We start from the raw sequence: 19,929 nt of genomic DNA on the forward strand, positions 1-19,929 counted from the left end.
GCCTGCTAGTAAGTCAATCCAGACCCGCCGACGAAAATTCACCCTATTACGAATTAGCCCGAAAGTATAATATCAAAGTTGATTTCCGGCCTTTCATTCAGATTGACGGGGTTTCTTACAAAGACTTTCGCAAGCAAAAGGTTAACATCCTGGATCACACAGCGGTCATTTTCACAAGCCGCAATGCCATTGATCACTTTTTCAGGATTTGCAATGAAGGTCGCATTGAGGTACCCGCAACAATGAAGTACTTCTGCATCTCTGAGCAAACCGCCAATTACCTCCAGAAGTACATTGTAATCCGCAAAAGAAAGATCTTTACAGGCACGAAAACAGCCGCTGAGCTGATCGAACTGATGCGGAAACATAAGAAAGAGAGGTTCCTTTATCCATGCTCTGACGTAAGAAAAAGCGATATTCCGGAATTTGCAGATACCGAAGAATTCCACTTTCAGGAGGCTACTATGTATCAGACTGTCTCTTCTGACCTTTCTGATCTGGAAGACGTATACTACGATATCATTGCATTTTTCAGTCCGTCAGGTATCAAGTCCCTGTTTGATAACTTCCCTGACTTTAAACAAAACTATACCCGCATAGCAGCTTTCGGCCCTACAACTGCGAAGGCTGTGGAAGATGCGGGCCTCATACTTGACATCCAGGCGCCGTTGCCAAACGCGCCTTCAATGACAGGCGCGCTTGACCTTTATATCAGGCAGGCAAACGGCATATAAGCTTAAAATTCAACAAAAAAGCCCTGGAAAATTTCCCGGGCTTTTTTGTGTTTATATCAATTTTTTTAAGCAATATGCGTTATAAATCAAAACTGAAAACCTTCGGTTGATTCCCTAAACAAACCCAAAAGTATGACTTTGAAGTTTACTATAAGGAGTAATAAAAATAACCGGTTACTTGCTATTTTATTTTTGCTTCCCTTTGCTGCTGTTGCTCAGAAAGACGCTCAGTTTAGTTTGTTTTCTTTGAACCAGCTTTATCTCAATCCGGCAGCTGCGGGTGCGGATGGTCTTACCAAGTTTCAGCTTACACACCGGACACAATATGCAGGTTACCAGGGAACAAACCTGACGGACGAAGGCGGCGCATTGTCGACGCAGCTATTCTCATTCAGTATGCCGATCAAGAATTTCGGAATCGGATTTTACGCGCTGAACGATCGTAGCGGACCAAGAACAGATCAGGACTTCAAATTATCTGCTGCTTACCGCATTCCACTGGGTGGTGGTAATTTTCAGGTAGGCGCGAGTGCAGGACTTTTCCGCCAGGCAATAGATTATGGAAAGCTGCGCGCCAGAGACGCTGACGATCCGTTGATTCAAACGGGTGTGATTTCGGAAATAAACCCTGATTTAGCAGTAGGTGTACGCTATGAAGCTGATGCATTCTACGCAGGAGTATCTTTAAACCACCTCCTTAAACCAAAATACCAGCTAGGGTCGGATACAGGCACTAATCCCCTGCCCCGTACTTTATACTTTAATGCGGGTGTAAATATTGAGCTGGGTTATCTGCTCGATATACAACCTATTGTACTTGTAAAATCAGACATCAGCACGGTTTCTGTTGAAGGTGGGGCTACTGTGACTTACAATAAGCGTTATTGGATTGGCGGTACCTACCGGCAGCAGGATACTTACTTTATATTAATGGGAGGAATTTATCTGCTCCCAGATCAATCGCTTAGATTGTCAGGAGCGTATGATCTGGTATTAGGCGGTGACCGCACCAAGTCACCTTCCTCTTTTGAAGTGATGTTGTCCTATGCATTACCTTCTCCAAAATTTGGCAAGAAGACGATCATCAGAACACCGCGATTCAGATTCTGACCGCTACGTGAAAATTTGTAATATTCAATTTATTAGCACTAAAATACCAACATAGACATATTTATCTTGGTTTTTTACAAACCTGTAACTACTTTCTCTAAGGCAGTTTGTTAAACTTTAATTTATATTTGTAAAATTATCGACTCTTATACCAATTCTGTTTTTCTTTACGTTAAGTCGGTAAGTCTCGATTCAGCAGCTTTGGGAGCACATTTATTTCTCTTTGGCACGCACAGGATCAGCCCGGAGCAGATTAGTTTTTTGTCTTTTTCAATTATACTATACAGAACCAATAATCGTTTTTAGGCTAGCATTTTATTATCTAAAATTTTACAAAACCACTATGAATGTGAAAGTGTTCTATCGGGATGGAGTCAAAAGTCTGCTTTTGATAGCCGCTCTTATGCTCATGCAGAGTTGCGGATTTATCAAGAGTAAATTTGGCAAGGGAGGAAAAGAAGAAAGCGGTATATCAAACGGAGAAATTACTGCAACTGCCAGAAAGGGCTTCAAACAGACTACTCCTGCTGGAATGGTGGTAATCCCATCGGGTTCGTTCGTAATGGGCCAGGCAGATGAAGATATTGCTTCATCCATGAACAACATGAACCGTCGTGTGACAATCAGCTCATTCTTCATGGATGATACTGAAATCACTAACAATGAATACCGTCAGTTCGTGAATGCACTCCTTGTTGACTCTGTATCTGTCTTGGGCGAAGAAGAAATCATGTCTAAGTATTACCCTGATACAACAGTCTGGAAGAAAGATTTTGCTTATTCAAACGGAGATCCATTTGTTGAATATTACTACCAGCACCCGGGATTTGACACTTACCCTGTTGTTGGTGTGAGCTGGCTGGCGGCACAATATTTTTCTAAGTGGCGCACCAACCTTCTGCACGATTTTCAGAACAAAGAAGGTCAGTTTAACTCTACAGGATTCCGTCTCCCTTCAGAAGCAGAATGGGAATGGGCGGCAAGAGGCGGACGTGCTGTTGCGAAGTATCCATGGGGTAACCCTTATACAATGAATGCAAAAGGATGCTTCTTAGCTAACTTCAAACCACAAAGAGGAAACTACGACGCCGACGGTTACCCATATACAGGTCCTGCAAACGCGTATAATCCTAACGATTTCGGTCTTTATAATATGGCGGGTAACGTGGCTGAATGGACTTCCGACGCATATACTGACAATGCTACTGCAATCGTTTGGGATATGAACCCAGAATATGACAATCCTGATGAGCCCCGTAAAGTAGTAAAAGGCGGATCGTGGAAAGACATCGCTTATTATCTGCAAACAGGAACAAGAACTTTTGAATATGAAACTGAACGTCGCGCTTTCATCGGCTTCCGCTGCGTGATGGATAATGTTAACGACCGTGGAGGTGCCCGTGCCAGACGTCGCTAATTGTAACATTAATATTTCAGAGAAGCAGAGTTTTACACCCTGCTTCTTTTTTTCGATCCCCTCGAACTCATAGTATTTATTTCAATTTATTCACTGTAACCATTTTTGATTCGTATGGCTAAGAATAGCGGACCTAGTTTTGTTTGGGATAAACTGGTACCAACAATATACAGCGCCGGTGCTGCCGTCGTGATTTTAGGAGCTTTATTTAAAATTCAGCACTGGGACGGAGGAAGCGAGATGCTTACTATCGGTTTGGGTACTGAGGTAATCATCTTTTTACTTTACGCATTGCAAACATTGACTCAGTCTACCGACAGAGATCCGGATTGGACAAGAGTATATCCTGAGCTTGCTGACGATTACAACGGCCCTGCAATTACCCGCGGTACAACAACTCAAAGCAGCAACATTACTGCTAAGCTTGATAATATGCTTGACAATGCTAAGCTTTCACCAGAAGTATTTGACAGTTTAGGAAAAGGATTCAGAAACCTTTCTGAAACTGTTGGTAAAATCACTGACCTGACGGATGCAACTGTTGCTACCAATGATTACGCAAGAAATGTAAAAACTGCGTCAACAGCGATCAGCGATATGAACAAATCTTATGGAGTTGCTATCAATGCAATGACTTCTATGGCAGATGCTACGAAAGATGCGCAGTCATACCGCGAGCAGTTCCAGCAGATTACCAAGAATATGGGCGCATTGAACGCAGTTTATGAGCTTGAACTTCAGGATACTACAAAACACCTGAAAGCGATGAATGCATTCTATGGTAACCTTACTGCTGCAATGGAGAATATGGCAGATGCGACCAAAGAATCACAGGTATTCAAAAGTGAAATGTCGAAGCTTACAACCAACATTTCTTCTTTGAACGGCATTTATGGCAACATGCTTACCGCAATGCGTGGCGGAAACGCATAAAACCCTCTGACAAGCTTTTGCAGGTTGCAATTTGCAGAAGCTTGTCTCCCTAAAATTATTTAATCACTGAAACCGATTACTGAATAATATGGCAGGTGGAAAAGAAACACCCCGTCAAAAGATGATTGGAATGATGTATCTGGTACTTACAGCGATGCTCGCATTGCAGGTAAGTTCAGCCATTATAGAAAAATTCATTCTCTTGAACAATTCTTTGGAACTGTCCTCAGGCGCAGCCAATAAAATCAACCAGGAAACAGTACTTAAGATAAAGGCGGCTGTCGAAAAAGCAGGAAACCGCTCGGCAGATCTTGCCGTTTTAAAGGAAGCAGACCAGGTTCGTCAATACACATCCGAGATTACAAATTCAATTAATACATTAAAGCAGGAAATCATCACCAGCGCTGGTGGTGGCTTGAATGAGGAGGGCGGAATTAAAAATCCGCAGGAAGAAGGCAAAGTGGCTGAATTGATGGTGGGAGGTGCTAAAAATGGAAAAGCATACCAGCTGCAAAAAAGCCTCAACAGCTTTACTGCGCAATTGAACCAACTTACACCTAACAAATTTCAACCTCTTGCATTGGACGGAAACCAGGATCCTGTGGCAAAAGGCAACAAAGAACAACGTAACAAGGATTTTGCAGAACTGAACTTTGCACAAACTCCGGTTGCAGCTGCTCTTGCAGTATTAAGCCAGAAGCAGACGGATATCCGCAGAATGGAAGGCGAGGTTTTGAATTTTCTGGCCAGTAAAGTAGGTGCTGCCGACATCAAGTTTGACCGGGTACTGGCTATGGTAAGTGCAGATGCGAAGACCGTTGTTGCAGGTACCAAATTCAAAGGGCAAATGTTTATCGCTGCTTCTGCAAGCGGAATCACTCCAAGAATGAGCTTGAACGGATCTCCCGTGAAAGTTGAGAATGGGATTGGTTTAATCGAATTCACTGCACAAGGTGGCGGATACAATGCGGAAGGACTAGCGAAACGTGAACTTCAGGCTAGGATTACCATTCCTACCCCTTCGGGAAGAGATACTACATATACCATGAACCAGGAGTATTTCGTGGTAAAGCCAACTTACCAGATCGAAACAGGAACACTGCCTCCATTGTACTTTGGTTGTGCGAACAAGCTGAGCATTCAAAGTCCTGCATTGGGTGCGCTTTGGGCGCCTAGCTTCTCGACGGACGGCGGAGAAATTATCCCAAGCGGGCAGAAAGGCAAGTTTACCATTGTTCCTAACAGGGCTCAGTTGAACATCACTGTCAGCAATGCAGGCAATGTACTTGGATCGGAGCCTTTCAGAGTAAACAGAGTTCCAAAACCATCACTGGAAGTACGGGTTAACGGTGCACCATTTGATGAGAGAAAAGGTGCAGCAGCTACAGGCGCGAGGAGCATTCAGGTAGTGGCTATTCCTGACGAAAGCTTCAAGAACTTCTCGCCCGAAGATGCGCGTTTCCGAGTGTCTCAAATTGAGGTATCTCTTGCAAGAGGATCGCGTCGTATCAATGGCGTTACACTTTCAGGATCAGGTGGTTCTATCTCTTCACTTGCTCAGCAGGCTCAGCCAGGCGACCGGTACGTTATTTCAATTCTCAAAGTAGAGCGCCAGAACTTCAAAGGAGCAATCAGCGAGGTCGAAATGGGAACCCAAACTCGCCAGGTTACTTTATACTAAGACATCATTTTAGTCGTTGATTGGACAATACAACTTATGCACGATATGAGAAGAATGAATGGAAAAACAATTGCATGGTCTTTATTATCCTTGTCCCTGATTTCAGGGTCTGCATTCGCACAGGAGAAAGAGGATTCGACTGCTAATGTTTTCTCGTCACGTCCTATTGCAGATGGAGATGTGATGATGAAAAGGACGCTTTGGAGAAGGGTGGATCTTAAAGAAAAACAGAACATTTCCATGTTCTCAAAAAACAATGAGATTACACGTTATTTATTGGATGCTGCGAAAGCGGGACTGATTGATGCATATACAAATGATTCCTGCGCAACAAAGATTACGGGTGACGAACTTCATAAACGTATCCTGATCCCTAATCAAACTGCAGGATTGTCTGCAGAAGAGATTGCCGCAGGATTCGGTGCTCCCGCTAAAACAGATGATGGCTGGGGTGCGAAGCCAGCAGCTGAACCTGCCAAACAAGCGCAGCCTGCCGACGATGGCTGGGGTTCTGCTGCGAAGAAGGAAGCTGAGCCCGTAGATGACGGTTGGGGGCCTCCAAAGAAGAAATCAAGCAAAAAGGGTGCTAAAAACACGCAGGTAGCCAAAGAAGAGCCGCCGGTAGTTGAGCAACCTAAGCCGGATTCTACCTCTTTTGACACGCAGGTAGCAGCAACTGAGGAAGAGTATTTCCCTGAGCAGCTTAGCATTCTGGAGATCAAAGAAGACTGGACTTTTGACAAGAAGAGATCAAGACTTTACAATGATATCCAGACACTTACGATTATCCTGCCTGCTGAACAAACTGCTACTGGCTTAGAAATTCCAGTTGCTTCTTTCCGCTACAAAGACGTTGAAAGATTGTTCAGAAGCGATCCTAAGAAATATATCTGGTACAACACGCATAATACAGCGCAGAACAAGAACCTGGCTGATGCATTCGATCTTCGCTTATTCTACGGAAGGATCACCAAGTTCTCAAATGCAAACGATAAAGCGTTTTTAGATATCTATAATGGCGAAAAAGAAGCGTTGATCAAATCTCTTAACTACGAACAGGAGTTAATGGAGCTGGAACACGGTCTTTGGGAATATTAAGATCTGCTAATTAAAAGGCTATAAAGCAAAGAGCACCTCAGATGAGGTGCTCTTTGCTTTATAGCCTTTTTGTAAATACTACTTCCGTAACAATTTCAGCTTTTTACCAAGCTCAATGCTGCTTTCTGAAAAACCAAGCGCCTTAACTGCTTCGTTATAATCTTTCCAATTTACTTCGGCAGAAGTTCTCAACAACTCACCTGGTACGAAGATCAATCTTATATCCTCGAATGTTCTCATAGGCGCTTCTTCTACATCTTCAGACCATCCCAGGTTAATGATATCTACGAAAAAGGTAGACTTGTCTATTCCATGCACAAAAGTGAAGTTATTCACCTTACCCTGACCAAAACTTACTGTACCAGGGAGAGGCCACCAAACGCCTTGTGCCTTTACATATACCATTACGACGGCGCTTTCATAAACATCGATCTCGTCTGCTGATAAACTGTCTAGACCGATCTGGCCCACTAGTCCACCATCCTCAGTTGATTCAATTTCTCCAAGCGAAAATATAACTGCTCCGCCGCCGCCAGTTCCATCTTCACCGGCAGGACCAGCTGGACCCGCCGGGCCGGCTGCGCCAGTATCTCCTTTCGGACCGGCAGGGCCTTCAGGACCTTCGCAACTGCTAACTGCTAGAACCGCCACTCCGATCCAGGCAAATAGTAATAATTTTTTCAACATAGTTGTTTACGTTTAGAATGTGAATTGAAAAGAAAAGATTTAAAAATAAATACGCAAGGATTTGTTAAAGTGACGAAGCCTAAGCAGTTTGACGCATAAATTATAGAAAAAAAGTCACTAATCCTTCTGTAATGACGAATACCGGAAAGAAAAAGCTTATCGTAATTGCAGGTCCGACAGCTGTTGGAAAAACAGCTTTATCAGTGAAATTGGGACTTGATTTGGATACAGAAATAATTTCTGCCGATTCCCGCCAATTCTTTCGTGAACTGAACATTGGTACTGCCAAACCCAGTGATGAAGATCTCCGGCAAGTGGTACATCATTTTATTAACTCCCACTCCATTCAGGAAACATATAGTGCCGGCGACTTTGAGCGGGATGTAATCAAGCTCCTGAATGCCCATTTTGAGCACTCTGATTACATGATCATGACTGGTGGCTCTGGATTCTATATCAAAGCTGTGCTGGAAGGGCTGGATGATCTTCCGGCACCTGCACTAGGGCTGCGCGAGACATTGACTGAAAAGTTAGTCACGGAAGGATTAAACGCTCTTCAAAAAGAGATCGCAGCGATTGATCCGGTTTTTGCTGCAACCAGCGAGCTATCAAATCCACAACGGGTAGTTCGCGCGCTCGAAGTGTACCATACAACCGGTACACCAATAAGTGAGTACAAATTGAGGAATATAAAAAATCGGGATTTCGAGCCCATTTGCATTGCAGTAAATCGCGACCGCTCGGAACTGTACAACCGAATTGACATGCGCATTGATATAATGCTACAAGATGGGTTAGTAGATGAAGTAAAAAGCCTTGTCCCCTACCGGTCGCACCAGGCATTGCAGACAGTCGGCTACAAAGAAGTATTTGAATTTCTTGACAACAAATACGATGAATCTGAAATGATCCGACTCTTAAAGCAAAATTCAAGAAGATACGCTAAGAGACAACTAACCTGGTTCCGTCACCAGGGCGACTTCAAATGGTTCGACGTAGAAGATTATGATACCATTCGTGAATATATAAGTACCCACCTGTCTGCATAAAAAATGGCGATTTACAGGTTTGTAAATCGCCATCTCTTTCTTTTGACCTTAATCAATCTTCAAGTTCACGGTAAGCGAGAATTCCGCCTGTTACATTCCTGACATTCGTGTAACCCTGTGATTCGAGAAATTTGGCCGCCTTGCCACTTCTTGCGCCAGAGCGGCAGTGAATGATGATTTCTTCGTTCTTCAATGGTTCAAGCTCGTCCAGATGATCCGGTAGCTCGCCCAGGGGAATCAATATGGCGCCTAGATTATCTTCTTCATACTCATGTTCTTCACGTACATCGTAGAAATGAAGGTCCTCACCATCATCCAGTCTCTTTTTAAGTTCTTCAACAGTTATATCCATTTCGATAATTTGTTTACTGATTAGCTATTTCAATATTAACAATTTTTGCACAAAGGATCGTTTCCCGTCCGAGGCTTTCAGAATATAAAGCCCGTCCTTTAATCTCCTTAGTTCCTGCGATTGCTGATCACGTTGCGGCAAGATAGTCTCCACTAACCTCCCATCTTTGGAATAAATGTGAATCTGATTCAAATTTTTCACCTTCCAGCTGATAGTACCATTGCTGGGATTTGGATAAAACCAGTTTTCACTCGTAACCTCTTCCCTGCCCGTTACCACTCCCATTGCCTTTGCGCCGATATACGGGCGAATCATTATACTTCCATTCAAGGATTGTTCCCGGGCCCATTCAGTTCCGAGATTATAAAAAATGTGATCCTTACCTAATGTTGAATTTCTGTCAAAACCTACCGTTAACGGTTGCTCATTGATCTGCTGCCAGCCAACGTAAAAGGTATCAGGCACAGCAACAGGCGTATTTAGCCGATAGTCAGCAAATCCGTTCCTGTCAGATGCGTAAGATGCAGCGGCGGACCTTTGTGCCAGAACCCTGTCCGGTTTTCCATTCTTACTGCTTAAAAACTGTATCGTAAAGTTTTGACCTGCCACATCCCGGTTGAATGGAACAATCGCTATCCTGACTCCGCCGATTGTATCGGGCTTGGACAAGATGTACCTCACAGCTACGCGGCCCAGTCGCTGATTTACCTGAATTCCATACTCCGCACTTCCATCATCAAATGCAAAATAGTCAGTCAGGGAAATGCGTGAGGAAATTGTGTCATTATTTTTCAGATTGACATTCGGGATCGTGTCCGTAGTTGTAATGAAAAACCTGGCTAACAAATGAATGGAATCACCCGGGGCGCTGATAGCCGAAGGTGCCGGTTTTACACTCAATGTCTTTGACTTCAATGATTCTACAAAAATCGACCTTTGAACATTCCGCTGAAACTCCTTTCCTGTTTTTACGTCAGTTAATGTAAATGTGCTGGTGAGGACATTGAAGTTGTTAAAATGATTGACAATGTCTGTCTTGATAGAATCAGACAATGCGGCCGCAGGATTAACAAGGTACTGGCGCAGCGGCATAGCAGTGTACCTTTTCAAAAGCGGCGAGATCGCCTTGCGGGTCGCTACATCAAAGATATACGGCTGCTTTCTAGATCTTTTCGCATCCAAATGTACATAGTCCACGTGCCAGGTGTCGTAAGCACCTGAATTGCGGCCAAAGCTGCGAAAACGGAACTGAAAAGCGGCGTGCAGGTACAAGGCGTTTGTGATCGCAACAAACTGCTGTTTGAATGTAGTATCTGCCTCAAATCCGTTTTGCTGCCAGACGGTTACCCATTGATTATCTCGGTTGAAATATTCCAGGCTCAGAAAATCGCTGGAATCAGGTAATTCGCCCAAGCCTTTTGCAGACCAGTAAAAGCTTAGATAAACAGAGTCAGCAGCAGTTTTACCGGTAAGATTGATCGCTTGTGAGGTCAGTGTGTCCGTAAATCCCTGGCCCAGTTGATTGTTCAGGTTGTACGGTATTCCAGCCGCATTCAGTCCATCAAATGTGGCTATATTGCGTGAAGGATGAGAAGTTGTTAGTGAATTATTTATGTAAACTCCGCTTCCCGGAAGCCAGTACTTCGTGTCGGGAGAGGCGGTGCGGGTTGTTGAAAAATCGTCGAAAAATGGCAAAGTTACCGCCTCAGTTCTCAGGTTATTTTCCCCACTATATTGCCTCGTATCTATGTAATTTGACTGATCAATCGGAACAATCCTCAACTGCGCGTAAAGCGACGTAGACTGTGCGATCAGCAGTATCCAAATCAGGACAGCAACTTTCTTTTGAATTCTAAACAGGCTATTGCTCAGGCTGGTTTGTTTCATTCTCAGTTGGTTCCAAAGACTGCGGCGTTACCCAAAGATCAATTACATCCCCTATTCTCACGTTATTGCCTGCGTCAGGGTTTTGTCTTACAACCGATTCCGGCGCCTGGCCTTCTTCGGCCTGGACTTCCATTTGCTGACCTACTTTCAACCCTGATCCGATAATTGCAATCTTAGCTTCATCGAGTGGCATTCCGATCACAGAAGGAGCCTCAAATTGTGCCGTACCCAAACCTTCTCCCAATTCAAGGTCAATCTTAGAACCTTTGGTAATAGGCTGTCCCGGCAGGATTTCCTTTCCATTATACATCTGCCGCAAAACTGCATTCTGCGCCATATCGGGTACGTAGGAGATATTTCCTTCTTCCAAACCAACACTTTTCAGCAGGAGCTGAGCACTTCTGTGCGTCATATCCGTCAGCTTCGGCATTTTGATCAGCGGGGCTGTTTTTGAAACTACCGTCACATATATTTTTCTACCCTCTTTCACTTTCGCGCCCGGAGGCGGATACTGGGCAATAATGGTCAGCGGAGCGATATTGGCAACAAATGTGCAATCCACTTCATAACGCAGATCACGCGTATCCAGAAATTCTTCCAGATCTGCCACGCTTTTCTTTTTCAGATCAGGAACAGTAACAGCTTCGCCGTGATTGGTTGTAAAAGGAAGGTAGACAAAGAAAAAACCGAGAAAAATTACCAGAAGCAGCGAGACAATAATTCCTATATGTATGAAGAGGTCCTTTTTGGACTGCGTACTTATCTTGGCCATGAATGTATCTGATGCACGAAATATGATATACGGGTAAAAATAAACGTAATAATGTTAGAAGCCAATATCCTAAACTGTATAAGCCCCAAGAATTCTCTTTATGTATTTACCTAAAATATCAAATTCCAGGTTAACAGAATCGCCAGCTTTCAGTGAGTGAAAATTCGTAAAGGAATAAGTGTAAGGTATAATCGCAACCCGGAATGCATTCTTCTCTGAATTAAATACCGTGAGACTCACGCCATTGATGCAGATAGAGCCTTTTTCAACCGTAATGTTGCCCGTGGCGCTATCGTATTCAAAGTCGAAGAGCCAGCTGCCATCTCTTTCTTCCACATTGGTACAAATACCCGTCTGATCTACATGTCCCTGTACAATATGTCCGTCAAAACGCCCATTGGCCGGCATACATCTTTCCAGGTTCACCTTACTGCCCGGCACTAATTCTCCCAGATTTGTTTTAGAAAGCGTCTCTTCAATGGCGGTAACCTGATATTTTTCGCCGTCAACTGCCACAACCGTCAGACAAACCCCGTTGTGGCTGATACTTTGATCGATTTTAAATTCAGTTGCAATGGAAGAAGACAATGTAAATGTCTTGTTAGTCCCCTCCTGCTCTATCTTTACTACGTCGGCCAGTGCTTCAACAATTCCTGTAAACATCCTATTCAAGTCAAGTTTGAAAGTCAAAGTTAAGATTTCTCGCGCACTGTTATTCTTAATAAATGCGTTAAACTCGCCTACATTCGCGCTGATAGCTTTTCAATTTCCCATTCTTTGCGAACTTTGCAGGAAATCAAAGCCGGGCAGTTCGGATATAACTGCTATCTTCTTACTATTTGACGAATGAAAAAAGTACTATTTATTGACCGGGACGGGACGATTATCGTAGAACCAAAAACCGACTTTCAGGTTGACTCGCTTGAAAAACTGGAATTCTTGCCCAAAACGATCTCAAATCTTAGGAAGATAGCAGAAGAGACAGACTACGAACTGGTGATGGTAACCAATCAGGACGGCTTAGGTACTGACTCGTTTCCCGAGCCGACTTTCTGGCCTGCTCACAACAAAATGCTTCAGACACTGGCAGGTGAGCATGTTAACTTCGCTGCTATTCACGTGGACAGAAGCTTTCCTGAGGATAACCTGCCCACGCGCAAGCCTGGTACTGGTATGCTGACTGCCTATCTGACAGGAGAATATGATCTTGCAAACAGTTACGTGATCGGTGACAGGCTGACTGACGTTCAACTGGCGGTTAACCTGGGCGCAAAAGCAATTCTGTTTGCCGAGGCTTTCCCTGATAACAGTATCTCAGACCAGATGAAATCAGCGACCGCATTGATCACAACGGACTGGGATACTATTTATCAACATTTGAAGCTACCTTCGCGGATTGCGTCTGTGGAGCGAAACACCAAAGAAACGCAGATCAAAATAGAGCTAAACCTTGACGGCAGCGGCCGGTCTGACATTCATACGGGACTGGGATTCTTCGATCACATGCTCGACCAGCTGGCGCGGCATTCAGGCGCCGACCTTTCTATCCGCGTTGCCGGTGATCTGCATATAGATGAGCATCACACGATTGAAGATACTGCACTTGCCTTGGGTGAGGCTTACCGTCAGGCAATAGGTGATAAAAGAGGTATCAACAGGTATGGTTTCCTGCTTCCAATGGACGAGGCACTTGCGCAGGTAGCTATTGATTTTTCAGGGCGGCCGTGGATTGTGTGGGATGCGGAATTCAAACGCGAAAAGATCGGTGAAATGCCAACAGAGATGTTTTTTCACTTTTTTAAATCATTCTCGGACACGTCTTTGTCTAACCTGAATATCAAAGTTGAAGGTGATAATGAGCATCACAAGATTGAGTCTGTTTTCAAGGCCTTTGCCAAAGCGATCAAGATGGCTGTGCGTCGTGATATGAAAGCTTTGGATTTTATGCCTTCAACAAAAGGGGTACTTTAAATTTTGTTGAAATAGATTCCATTTGCATTTTTTACCTATTTTTGTCCAAGTCAAAAAGTCTATTTTAATTGATTAACTATGGGAATGACAATCATAATGATCGTTTTCTATATTGTTCTGCTGGGTTCCGCCTTTCTCGTGGGGCGCTGGCTTGAGAACAATGAAAAGAATTGGAAAACCAATAAGTAACAGGGCTTCATTGCCCTTTTTTTGTATCCGCTAATATTGCAGCAGCAACATATTTTATAAACTGTTTGCAATAAATAACCTGGCAAAAAACGTTTTAGCCCAATCAGGCATTACCAACTCGCTTCCTCAAACCCGAAATACGTTGCTCAGAACACTTTGTCTCATACTGCTTACGGCCTTTCTCATCTGTAAAGTCACAGATGTAGCAAGTATTTTGCTTGCCAAAAGCAAAATGTCTGTGGTATGCGATACCGGCACCTGTGACAATGAAACAACGGAAGCTGAAAAAATGACCGACGATCAGCTCTTCACTGATCACCCAGTTCAATTTGACAATTTCTCCCTGTCCATTCCACCGAAAAACTCCTTCCTCTACGCTATCAGTTTTCGGAATGACATTGTTTATAACCTGCTCTCCCCTCCTCCGGAGCTGATCTGATTTCCCCCGATTTAGTAGTATTCCAGCATTCAATGGATAATTGTTGTCCATTTGGAGCTAGGACTATATCATTTTATTATTATACTAATCAGAGATCATGATCAAATCATATCAGCAGCTTTTTGAAAACAATAAGAAGTGGGTTAACGATATCACCCAGGAAAATCCAGACTTTTTTAATAACCTGGCCAAAGGACAAACGCCCAAGTTTTTGTGGATCGGTTGTTCCGACAGCCGCGTTCCTGCCAATGCATTAACAGGCACTCGCCCCGGTGACATTTTTGTTCACAGGAATATTGCTAACATGGTGATCCACACCGATATGAGCATGTTGAGCGTACTCGATTACTCAGTGAATGTGCTTGGTGTAATCCATATCATCGTTTGTGGGCATTATGGTTGTGGTGGCGTACTTACGGCAATGGGCAACAAGCAGGTTGGATTGATCGACAACTGGTTACGTCACATCAAAGACGTTTACAGGCTGCACCAGAAAGAGCTTAACTCCATTTCTGACCTTCAACTGCGCAGCAACAGACTTGTTGAACTCAATGTGATCGAACAGGTTCAAGCTCTTGCCAAAACCAGCATTGTACAAAATGCATGGTCAAAAGGGCAGGCGCTCCAGGTTCATGGTGTAGTCTACGACATCAGCTCAGGTATCCTGCAAGACCTTGACGTGACAGCAGGCAACACAGACGATTTTGAAGAGGTATATCGTCTCGAAAGCTTACAGCTCGTTTAGGCTAATCAAAAATAAAAACTAACAATCCTTTCGAATCAGTCGTATGTCTTTGAAAAATAAGAGTTTGCTCTCCAACCTCAAATACGATTTCCCCTCGGGTCTCGTCGTGTACCTGGTGGCACTACCACTTTGCCTCGGTGTGGCACTCGCCTCTACCGGCAGGTCCGACCTGCTTTTCTCGGGGATTATTGCCGGAATGATAGGCGGGATTGTAGTAGGCGCACTTAGCGGATCGTCGCTAGGTGTTGCAGGCCCGGCTGCCGGACTTGTTGTGATCGTTTTAAATGCGCTTGAAACGTTGGGCAGCTTTGAAGCGTTTCTTCTGGCGGTGGTCATCGCAGGTGCTTTGCAGGTAATTGCCGGTTTGTTAAAGGCGGGAATTATTGGGTACTATTTCCCTTCATCGGTGATCAAGGGAATGCTCGCTGCGATCGGTATTACTTTGATCCTTAAAGAAATCCCTCATGCCTTTGGGTATGATGCAGATTTCATGGGCGATGAGGCATTTAATCAGAAAGACGGGCAGAATACCTTCACCGAAATCTGGAACTCCGTCAGGTACAGCAGTACCGGCGCGATCATTATTTCTGCAATCTCGCTCGGGTTACTGATCCTGTTCGACAAGCCTTTCATGAAACGGATCCAATTCTTCCGCTTTGTGCCGGGCGCGTTGTTTGTGGTGTTGATTGGGGTTGCACTGAATTTGGCTTATGCCGCATTTATACCTGCATGGACGCTTTCAGGCGAACATATGGTGCAGCTGCCGGTTGCAACAAATGCCCGCGAGTTCTTCGGGTTCTTTAAAACACCCGATTTCTCCGCCTTCCAGAGGGTAGAAGTATATACCATTGCGTTGACACTGGCAATTGTGGCGAGCCTCGAAACACTCCTTTCTGTTGAAGCAACCGACAAGCTCGATCCATTCAAGCGCAGCACCCCTACCAACAGGGAGCTGATTGCGCAGGGTATCGGGAACATGACGTCGGGCTTAATCGGAGGGCTACCTGTAACACAGGTGATCGTGCGCAGTTCTGCCAATATCGACTCAGGAGGCCGCACCCAGATGAGTACCATTATACACGGTACAATTCTGCTGCTGTCGGCCGTATTGATCCCGAAATTCCTGAATTACATTCCGCTGGCGTCTCTTGCAGCTATCCTGTTAATGGTAGGTTATAAACTCTCTAAATTCTCGCTTTATCAGGGAATGTACCGCCTGGGTAAAGAGCAGTTTATCCCGTTTATAGTGACCATTATCGCCATTCTCAGTACAGATTTGCTGAAAGGCATTGCTGTGGGAATGGTAGTCGCGATCTACTTTATTCTGAGAAAGAATTACCAGCACTCCTACCACTATGTCAAAGAGCAGCACCGCGAAGGTGAGGTTATTACATTGATATTGTCGGAAGAAGTGACTTTCCTCAACAAAGGGAGCATCAGTGCGACACTGGAAAACCTGCCAGACGGAGCAACGGTGGTTATAGATGGCAGCAAGTCGCTTAACATCGATTATGATGTCCTTGAAATTATCCAGGACTTCAAAAAGCATTCAGCCCCCTTGCGAAACATTACTGTGGAAACAAGAGGTATCAATGACGTCCAGACTGTTGGAGGGCATTGATACCGGAATGCAGGTAAAAAGAAAATCCCACAATCCGGTTCACGGTTGTGGGATGACTTTTTTGTAATAGTTCGAATGGATCAGGTACGCTAATTACGTTGTTTGAGGCGCTGGATCAGCATATCGTTGAATGTGCGCTCCGCTTTATATAACTCAATAACCTGAGCTGCTGTAATGGTTTTCAGGAACTTGTTCTGGTACTCTTTTTCCAGATCCAGTTCTTTCTGCCGCAAATCCTGCACTTCTTTCAGGTTGTTTAATACCTGATCATCTGTTTGCCCCAGCGCTTTCTTGTCATTGATGATCTTTCGCTGCGACCTTTGGATTTCACGGCGTCTCTGCGCATATTCGTTATACACAGGCCAGAAACCGGCCGATTGTTCCGGTGTAAGGTTCAGGCGGTTTGTAATAATTGCAACTTTGGCGTCCTGTATCCGCTTAATTTCCTCTTCTGTCCGCTGTTGTGCACTTGCATTGAAGCTAGCCGTCAGGACAATGAAAAGGCCGGCTAGTATGTTCAGGTATTTTCGGGGAATCAACTTCATCTTCTTCATGCTGTTAGGGTCAAATAGTCTCTTGCGCAGTAACTGATTCCTGGATCTGCTGACGGATCACATCGTCATCGAGCCCGTCCAGATAGTACAAAACAGTCGAGTCTGTTTCAAATGCTTTTTGAACAACTTTATGCTCGCTCAAATCGTAGTAGCTGATGTTCTCGTCTTCCAGGTAATTGATAATGGAAGCATTGCTCACATCACTCAGCGGCTCCTGGCCAAGTGAACCCTGCCGCTCGGGAACAGTCACCCAAACCAAAACCAGGATGATCACCATCGCAGATACCAGCCCGGTTACCCGCTGCCAGTTCCAGCTGATAACCGGCTTTCGAACAGGTTCAGCAGGTATCCTGGCTTGGATTTGCTGAGGCAACTTATCGAAATAACCCTCGGGCACCGAAAATGGAACCTCCTTGCGGATATCTTCCAATCGTATACGTCCCTTGTCCATAATTATTAATATTTTTTACTTTGTCGGGAGTTGGACTCTTTGCAATGCAAATAGTTTAATCATTGTCATTTAAATAATCCTCAATTTTTTTCGAAGCCCAGTGATACGAGGCTTTCAATGCACCTACCGAAGTCCCGGTGATCTCCGAAATTTCTTCATAAGGCAGTTCTTCGAAGTATTTGAGGTTAAAAACAAGCCGCTGTTTTTCGGGCAGTTTCAGTATCGCTTTTTGTAATTTCAATTGAATGGCGTCGCCGCTTACATCGGGATCTGCTTCCAGCTTTTCTGCCAGCTCGCCTTCCACATCATAGATCGGGACGAAGTACTTTCTTCTTTTTTTGTTCAAAAAGTTGATCGCCTCGTTGCTCGCAATGCGGTACAGCCAGGTATAAAACTTGGAGTCGCCGCGAAAATTTTCGAGTGCAGTCCACGCTTTGATGAAAACATCCTGGGTAACATCATTCGCATCGTCGTGGTCAATAACCATTTTCCGGACCAACCAATATACTTTTTGCTGATACTTTCGCACCAGCTGATTGAAAGCGTTTCGACGCGTTTCGGGATTAGCAAAGAGGGATAATAATTCTTCGTCAGACATTTAAAAGGTTCTAACCTGAAAGTTCATTCGCAAGCACAGCGTGGGCGTTGTTGCCGCTCAAATGGGAATCAACGTAAGTCAATAATAGTTTATTTTTCCATTTCGTCAAACAAAAATCGAGCCCGGCAGGAGCGAAAGACGTGCTTCACTTCCCACCGGGCTCTTTTTACAACTCCTGTACTTTGATATAAATGCGTTATGCCTGCTTTCTGGCAATCGCACGTTTCGCAGCTTCCACAATGTGTTTCGCTGTCAGTCCGTATTTCTCCAAAAGCTGCGTTGGTGTTCCGCTTTCGCCGAAACTATCGTCCACAGCGACGTACTCCTGAGGAGCCAGCTTGTGTTTTACCAAAACCTGCGCAACACTGTCACCAAGTCCGCCAATGCGGTTATGCTCTTCGGCTGTAACAACACAACCAGTTTTTTCAACAGATTTCAATACAGCCTCTTCATCAAGCGGCTTGATGGTGTGGATGTTGATAATCTCTGCATTGATACCTTCTGCTTCCAGCATTTCACCAGCCTGGATTGCTTCCCAAACCATGTGGCCTGTCGCAAAAATACTCACGTCAGTTCCTTCGTTCACCATCCAAGCTTTCCCGATCTCGAACTTCTGATCTGCATCCGTAAATACAGGAATTACCGGACGACCGAAACGCAGGTAAACCGGCCCTTCATATTCTGCAATTGCAATGGTAGCAGCTTTGGTCTGGTTGTAGTCGCAAGGATTGATCACCGTCATTCCCGGCAGCATTTTCATCATACCGATATCTTCCAGGATCTGGTGCGTCGCACCATCTTCTCCTAATGTAAGCCCAGCGTGAGATGCGCAGATTTTTACATTTTTACCTGAATACGCTACACTCTGGCGGATCTGGTCGTAAACGCGGCCGGTTGCAAAGTTGGCAAAAGTAGTTGCAAAAGGGATTTTACCACCGATTGTCAAACCGGCAGAGATACCGATCATATTCGCTTCCGAAATCCCGCATTGAACAAAACGTTCAGGGTTTTCTTTGATAAATGGCTCTAACTTCAAAGAACCTACCAGGTCAGCGCAAAGTGCAACTACATTGGGATTTTGCTGACCCAAAACGTGCATTCCGGCACCAAAACCCGAGCGGGTATCTTTCTTTTCAGTGAAGGTGTATTTTTTCATGAGTTTGATATCTTGTATATAATATAATGGTTGAAGGAATTGGGTTATCCGGTTATTAATAGTCTCCCAAACTCTCTTCCAATTGACCCAGTGCTGCTGCCAGCTGCTCATCATTTGGCGCAACGCCGTGCCATTTGTGGCTGCCCATCATAAAGTCAACACCAAAGCCCATTCCTGTGTGGAGCAGCACCATAATAGGTCTGCCGTGACCCAGGCGGCTTTTTGCCTCGTACAAACCTTTCAGCACCGCTGCCATATCATTTCCTTCTTCAATCGAAATTACCTCCCAGCCAAATGCTTCATATTTTTTACCTAAATCGAGGTTGTTCATCACCTTTACGGTAGGACCGTCGATCTGCTGTCCGTTCAAATCGATAAATGCGATCAGGTTATCAACCTGGTGGTGGGGCGCAAAAGTAGCTGCTTCCCAAACCTGGCCTTCCTGCTGCTCGCCGTCGCCCATTAACACGTACACAAGTCCTTTG

Annotated in this window: 20 protein-coding genes and 1 pseudogene; 11 read left to right on the top strand and 10 right to left on the bottom strand. The window is 44.6% G+C overall.

Features of this window, described 5'->3' with window-relative positions:
• Positions 1-2: 2 nt before the first annotated feature.
• From ACTIE6_RS25570 to gldN, 6 genes are all read left to right on the top strand, one after another.
• Positions 3-734 carry a uroporphyrinogen-III synthase gene (locus tag ACTIE6_RS25570; protein WP_439559321.1) on the top strand — a complete coding sequence of 244 codons (732 nt, stop codon included), beginning with the start codon at positions 3-5 and terminating at the stop codon, positions 732-734.
• Positions 735-866: 132 nt separating this feature from the next.
• Complete coding sequence (locus tag ACTIE6_RS25575) at positions 867-1,844, top strand: PorP/SprF family type IX secretion system membrane protein (RefSeq protein ID WP_439559322.1); 978 nt, start codon at positions 867-869, stop codon at positions 1,842-1,844.
• 343 nt (positions 1,845-2,187) lie between these two features.
• Positions 2,188-3,261, top strand: coding sequence for an SUMF1/EgtB/PvdO family nonheme iron enzyme (locus ACTIE6_RS25580; RefSeq protein WP_439559323.1), 1,074 nt, complete (start codon positions 2,188-2,190; stop codon positions 3,259-3,261).
• A gap of 114 nt (positions 3,262-3,375) precedes the next feature.
• Positions 3,376-4,194, top strand: a complete 819-nt coding sequence (gldL, locus tag ACTIE6_RS25585; RefSeq protein ID WP_439559324.1) for a gliding motility protein GldL — start codon at positions 3,376-3,378, stop codon at positions 4,192-4,194.
• Between the two features lie 88 nt (positions 4,195-4,282).
• Positions 4,283-5,875, top strand: coding sequence for a gliding motility protein GldM (gene gldM, locus ACTIE6_RS25590; protein ID WP_439559325.1), 1,593 nt, complete (start codon positions 4,283-4,285; stop codon positions 5,873-5,875).
• Between the two features lie 36 nt (positions 5,876-5,911).
• A complete protein-coding gene (gldN, locus tag ACTIE6_RS25595) occupies positions 5,912-6,973 on the top strand; it encodes a gliding motility protein GldN (RefSeq protein WP_439559326.1) in 1,062 nt (353 codons plus the stop codon).
• Positions 6,974-7,051: 78 nt separating this feature from the next.
• On the opposite strand, the gene ACTIE6_RS25600 is transcribed toward gldN, so the two are convergent.
• Positions 7,052-7,660: a hypothetical protein gene (locus ACTIE6_RS25600; RefSeq protein WP_439559327.1), complete on the bottom strand. Its 609-nt coding sequence runs from the start codon at positions 7,658-7,660 to the stop codon at positions 7,052-7,054.
• A 131-nt stretch (positions 7,661-7,791) separates the two neighbouring features.
• Between ACTIE6_RS25600 and miaA the strand changes: the two genes are divergently transcribed.
• The gene (gene miaA, locus ACTIE6_RS25605; RefSeq protein ID WP_439559328.1) at positions 7,792-8,709 is read left to right on the top strand and encodes a tRNA (adenosine(37)-N6)-dimethylallyltransferase MiaA; all 918 of its coding nucleotides are present in this window, start codon (positions 7,792-7,794) and stop codon (positions 8,707-8,709) included.
• Between the two features lie 52 nt (positions 8,710-8,761).
• On the opposite strand, the gene ACTIE6_RS25610 is transcribed toward miaA, so the two are convergent.
• The 4 genes from ACTIE6_RS25610 to ACTIE6_RS25625 all read right to left on the bottom strand — a co-directional run bounded on the left by ACTIE6_RS25610 (position 8,762) and on the right by ACTIE6_RS25625 (position 12,383).
• Positions 8,762-9,061 carry a rhodanese-like domain-containing protein gene (locus ACTIE6_RS25610; RefSeq protein WP_439559329.1) on the bottom strand — a complete coding sequence of 100 codons (300 nt, stop codon included), beginning with the start codon at positions 9,059-9,061 and terminating at the stop codon, positions 8,762-8,764.
• A gap of 24 nt (positions 9,062-9,085) precedes the next feature.
• On the bottom strand, positions 9,086-10,948 hold the full coding sequence (locus tag ACTIE6_RS25615) for a T9SS type A sorting domain-containing protein (RefSeq protein WP_439559330.1): 1,863 nt from the start codon (positions 10,946-10,948) through the stop codon (positions 9,086-9,088).
• Positions 10,923-11,720: a PASTA domain-containing protein gene (locus ACTIE6_RS25620; protein ID WP_439559331.1), complete on the bottom strand. Its 798-nt coding sequence runs from the start codon at positions 11,718-11,720 to the stop codon at positions 10,923-10,925. The genes ACTIE6_RS25615 and ACTIE6_RS25620 overlap by 26 nt, the downstream gene beginning before the upstream one ends.
• 69 nt (positions 11,721-11,789) lie before the next feature.
• Positions 11,790-12,383: a riboflavin synthase gene (locus tag ACTIE6_RS25625; protein WP_439559332.1), complete on the bottom strand. Its 594-nt coding sequence runs from the start codon at positions 12,381-12,383 to the stop codon at positions 11,790-11,792.
• Positions 12,384-12,566: 183 nt separating this feature from the next.
• Here ACTIE6_RS25625 and hisB point away from each other — a divergent pair, with 183 nt between their 5' ends.
• From hisB to ACTIE6_RS25645, 4 genes are all read left to right on the top strand, one after another.
• A complete protein-coding gene (gene hisB / locus ACTIE6_RS25630; protein ID WP_439559333.1) occupies positions 12,567-13,691 on the top strand; it encodes a bifunctional histidinol-phosphatase/imidazoleglycerol-phosphate dehydratase HisB in 1,125 nt (374 codons plus the stop codon).
• A gap of 421 nt (positions 13,692-14,112) precedes the next feature.
• Entirely contained in the window at positions 14,113-14,319 is a 207-nt protein-coding gene (locus ACTIE6_RS25635) for a hypothetical protein (protein WP_439559334.1), read from the top strand.
• A 97-nt stretch (positions 14,320-14,416) separates the two neighbouring features.
• Positions 14,417-15,064 (top strand): carbonate dehydratase, encoded by a 648-nt coding sequence (gene can / locus ACTIE6_RS25640; protein ID WP_439559335.1) that lies wholly within the window; start codon positions 14,417-14,419, stop codon positions 15,062-15,064.
• A 43-nt stretch (positions 15,065-15,107) separates the two neighbouring features.
• A complete protein-coding gene (locus tag ACTIE6_RS25645) occupies positions 15,108-16,685 on the top strand; it encodes a SulP family inorganic anion transporter (protein WP_439559336.1) in 1,578 nt (525 codons plus the stop codon).
• Between the two features lie 89 nt (positions 16,686-16,774).
• Here the strand turns inward: ACTIE6_RS25645 and ACTIE6_RS25650 are convergent, their stop codons facing one another.
• The 5 genes and pseudogenes from ACTIE6_RS25650 to ACTIE6_RS25670 all read right to left on the bottom strand — a co-directional run.
• Positions 16,775-17,239 (bottom strand): hypothetical protein, encoded by a 465-nt coding sequence (locus tag ACTIE6_RS25650; RefSeq protein WP_439559337.1) that lies wholly within the window; start codon positions 17,237-17,239, stop codon positions 16,775-16,777.
• A gap of 10 nt (positions 17,240-17,249) precedes the next feature.
• Complete coding sequence (locus ACTIE6_RS25655; RefSeq protein WP_439559338.1) at positions 17,250-17,690, bottom strand: hypothetical protein; 441 nt, start codon at positions 17,688-17,690, stop codon at positions 17,250-17,252.
• 55 nt (positions 17,691-17,745) lie between these two features.
• Positions 17,746-18,288 carry an RNA polymerase sigma factor gene (locus ACTIE6_RS25660; protein WP_439559339.1) on the bottom strand — a complete coding sequence of 181 codons (543 nt, stop codon included), beginning with the start codon at positions 18,286-18,288 and terminating at the stop codon, positions 17,746-17,748.
• 196 nt (positions 18,289-18,484) lie between these two features.
• Positions 18,485-19,444: a transketolase family protein gene (locus ACTIE6_RS25665; protein WP_439559340.1), complete on the bottom strand. Its 960-nt coding sequence runs from the start codon at positions 19,442-19,444 to the stop codon at positions 18,485-18,487.
• Positions 19,445-19,499: 55 nt separating this feature from the next.
• Positions 19,500-19,929: pseudogene (locus ACTIE6_RS25670) on the bottom strand (transketolase); the annotation flags it as partial.

Origin of the sequence: Dyadobacter sp., from assembly GCF_051859145.1 — a bacterium.
In the GTDB taxonomy this organism is placed as follows: domain Bacteria; phylum Bacteroidota; class Bacteroidia; order Cytophagales; family Spirosomataceae; genus Dyadobacter.

Excerpts from the sequence above, each read along its gene's own strand:
- ACTIE6_RS25575 (WP_439559322.1), top strand. The coding sequence starts at position 867 with ATGACTTTGAAGTTTACTATAAGGAGTAATAAAAATAACCGGTTACTT.
- ACTIE6_RS25580 (WP_439559323.1), top strand. The coding sequence starts at position 2,188 with ATGAATGTGAAAGTGTTCTATCGGGATGGAGTCAAAAGTCTGCTTTTG.
- gldL (WP_439559324.1), top strand. The coding sequence starts at position 3,376 with ATGGCTAAGAATAGCGGACCTAGTTTTGTTTGGGATAAACTGGTACCA.
- gldM (WP_439559325.1), top strand. The coding sequence starts at position 4,283 with ATGGCAGGTGGAAAAGAAACACCCCGTCAAAAGATGATTGGAATGATG.
- gldN (WP_439559326.1), top strand. The coding sequence starts at position 5,912 with ATGCACGATATGAGAAGAATGAATGGAAAAACAATTGCATGGTCTTTA.
- ACTIE6_RS25600 (WP_439559327.1), bottom strand. The coding sequence starts at position 7,660 with ATGTTGAAAAAATTATTACTATTTGCCTGGATCGGAGTGGCGGTTCTA.
- miaA (WP_439559328.1), top strand. The coding sequence starts at position 7,792 with ATGACGAATACCGGAAAGAAAAAGCTTATCGTAATTGCAGGTCCGACA.
- ACTIE6_RS25610 (WP_439559329.1), bottom strand. The coding sequence starts at position 9,061 with ATGGATATAACTGTTGAAGAACTTAAAAAGAGACTGGATGATGGTGAG.
- ACTIE6_RS25615 (WP_439559330.1), bottom strand. The coding sequence starts at position 10,948 with ATGAAACAAACCAGCCTGAGCAATAGCCTGTTTAGAATTCAAAAGAAA.
- ACTIE6_RS25620 (WP_439559331.1), bottom strand. The coding sequence starts at position 11,720 with ATGGCCAAGATAAGTACGCAGTCCAAAAAGGACCTCTTCATACATATA.
- ACTIE6_RS25625 (WP_439559332.1), bottom strand. The coding sequence starts at position 12,383 with ATGTTTACAGGAATTGTTGAAGCACTGGCCGACGTAGTAAAGATAGAG.
- hisB (WP_439559333.1), top strand. The coding sequence starts at position 12,567 with ATGAAAAAAGTACTATTTATTGACCGGGACGGGACGATTATCGTAGAA.
- ACTIE6_RS25635 (WP_439559334.1), top strand. The coding sequence starts at position 14,113 with ATGTCTGTGGTATGCGATACCGGCACCTGTGACAATGAAACAACGGAA.
- can (WP_439559335.1), top strand. The coding sequence starts at position 14,417 with ATGATCAAATCATATCAGCAGCTTTTTGAAAACAATAAGAAGTGGGTT.
- ACTIE6_RS25645 (WP_439559336.1), top strand. The coding sequence starts at position 15,108 with ATGTCTTTGAAAAATAAGAGTTTGCTCTCCAACCTCAAATACGATTTC.
- ACTIE6_RS25650 (WP_439559337.1), bottom strand. The coding sequence starts at position 17,239 with ATGAAGAAGATGAAGTTGATTCCCCGAAAATACCTGAACATACTAGCC.
- ACTIE6_RS25655 (WP_439559338.1), bottom strand. The coding sequence starts at position 17,690 with ATGGACAAGGGACGTATACGATTGGAAGATATCCGCAAGGAGGTTCCA.
- ACTIE6_RS25660 (WP_439559339.1), bottom strand. The coding sequence starts at position 18,288 with ATGTCTGACGAAGAATTATTATCCCTCTTTGCTAATCCCGAAACGCGT.
- ACTIE6_RS25665 (WP_439559340.1), bottom strand. The coding sequence starts at position 19,444 with ATGAAAAAATACACCTTCACTGAAAAGAAAGATACCCGCTCGGGTTTT.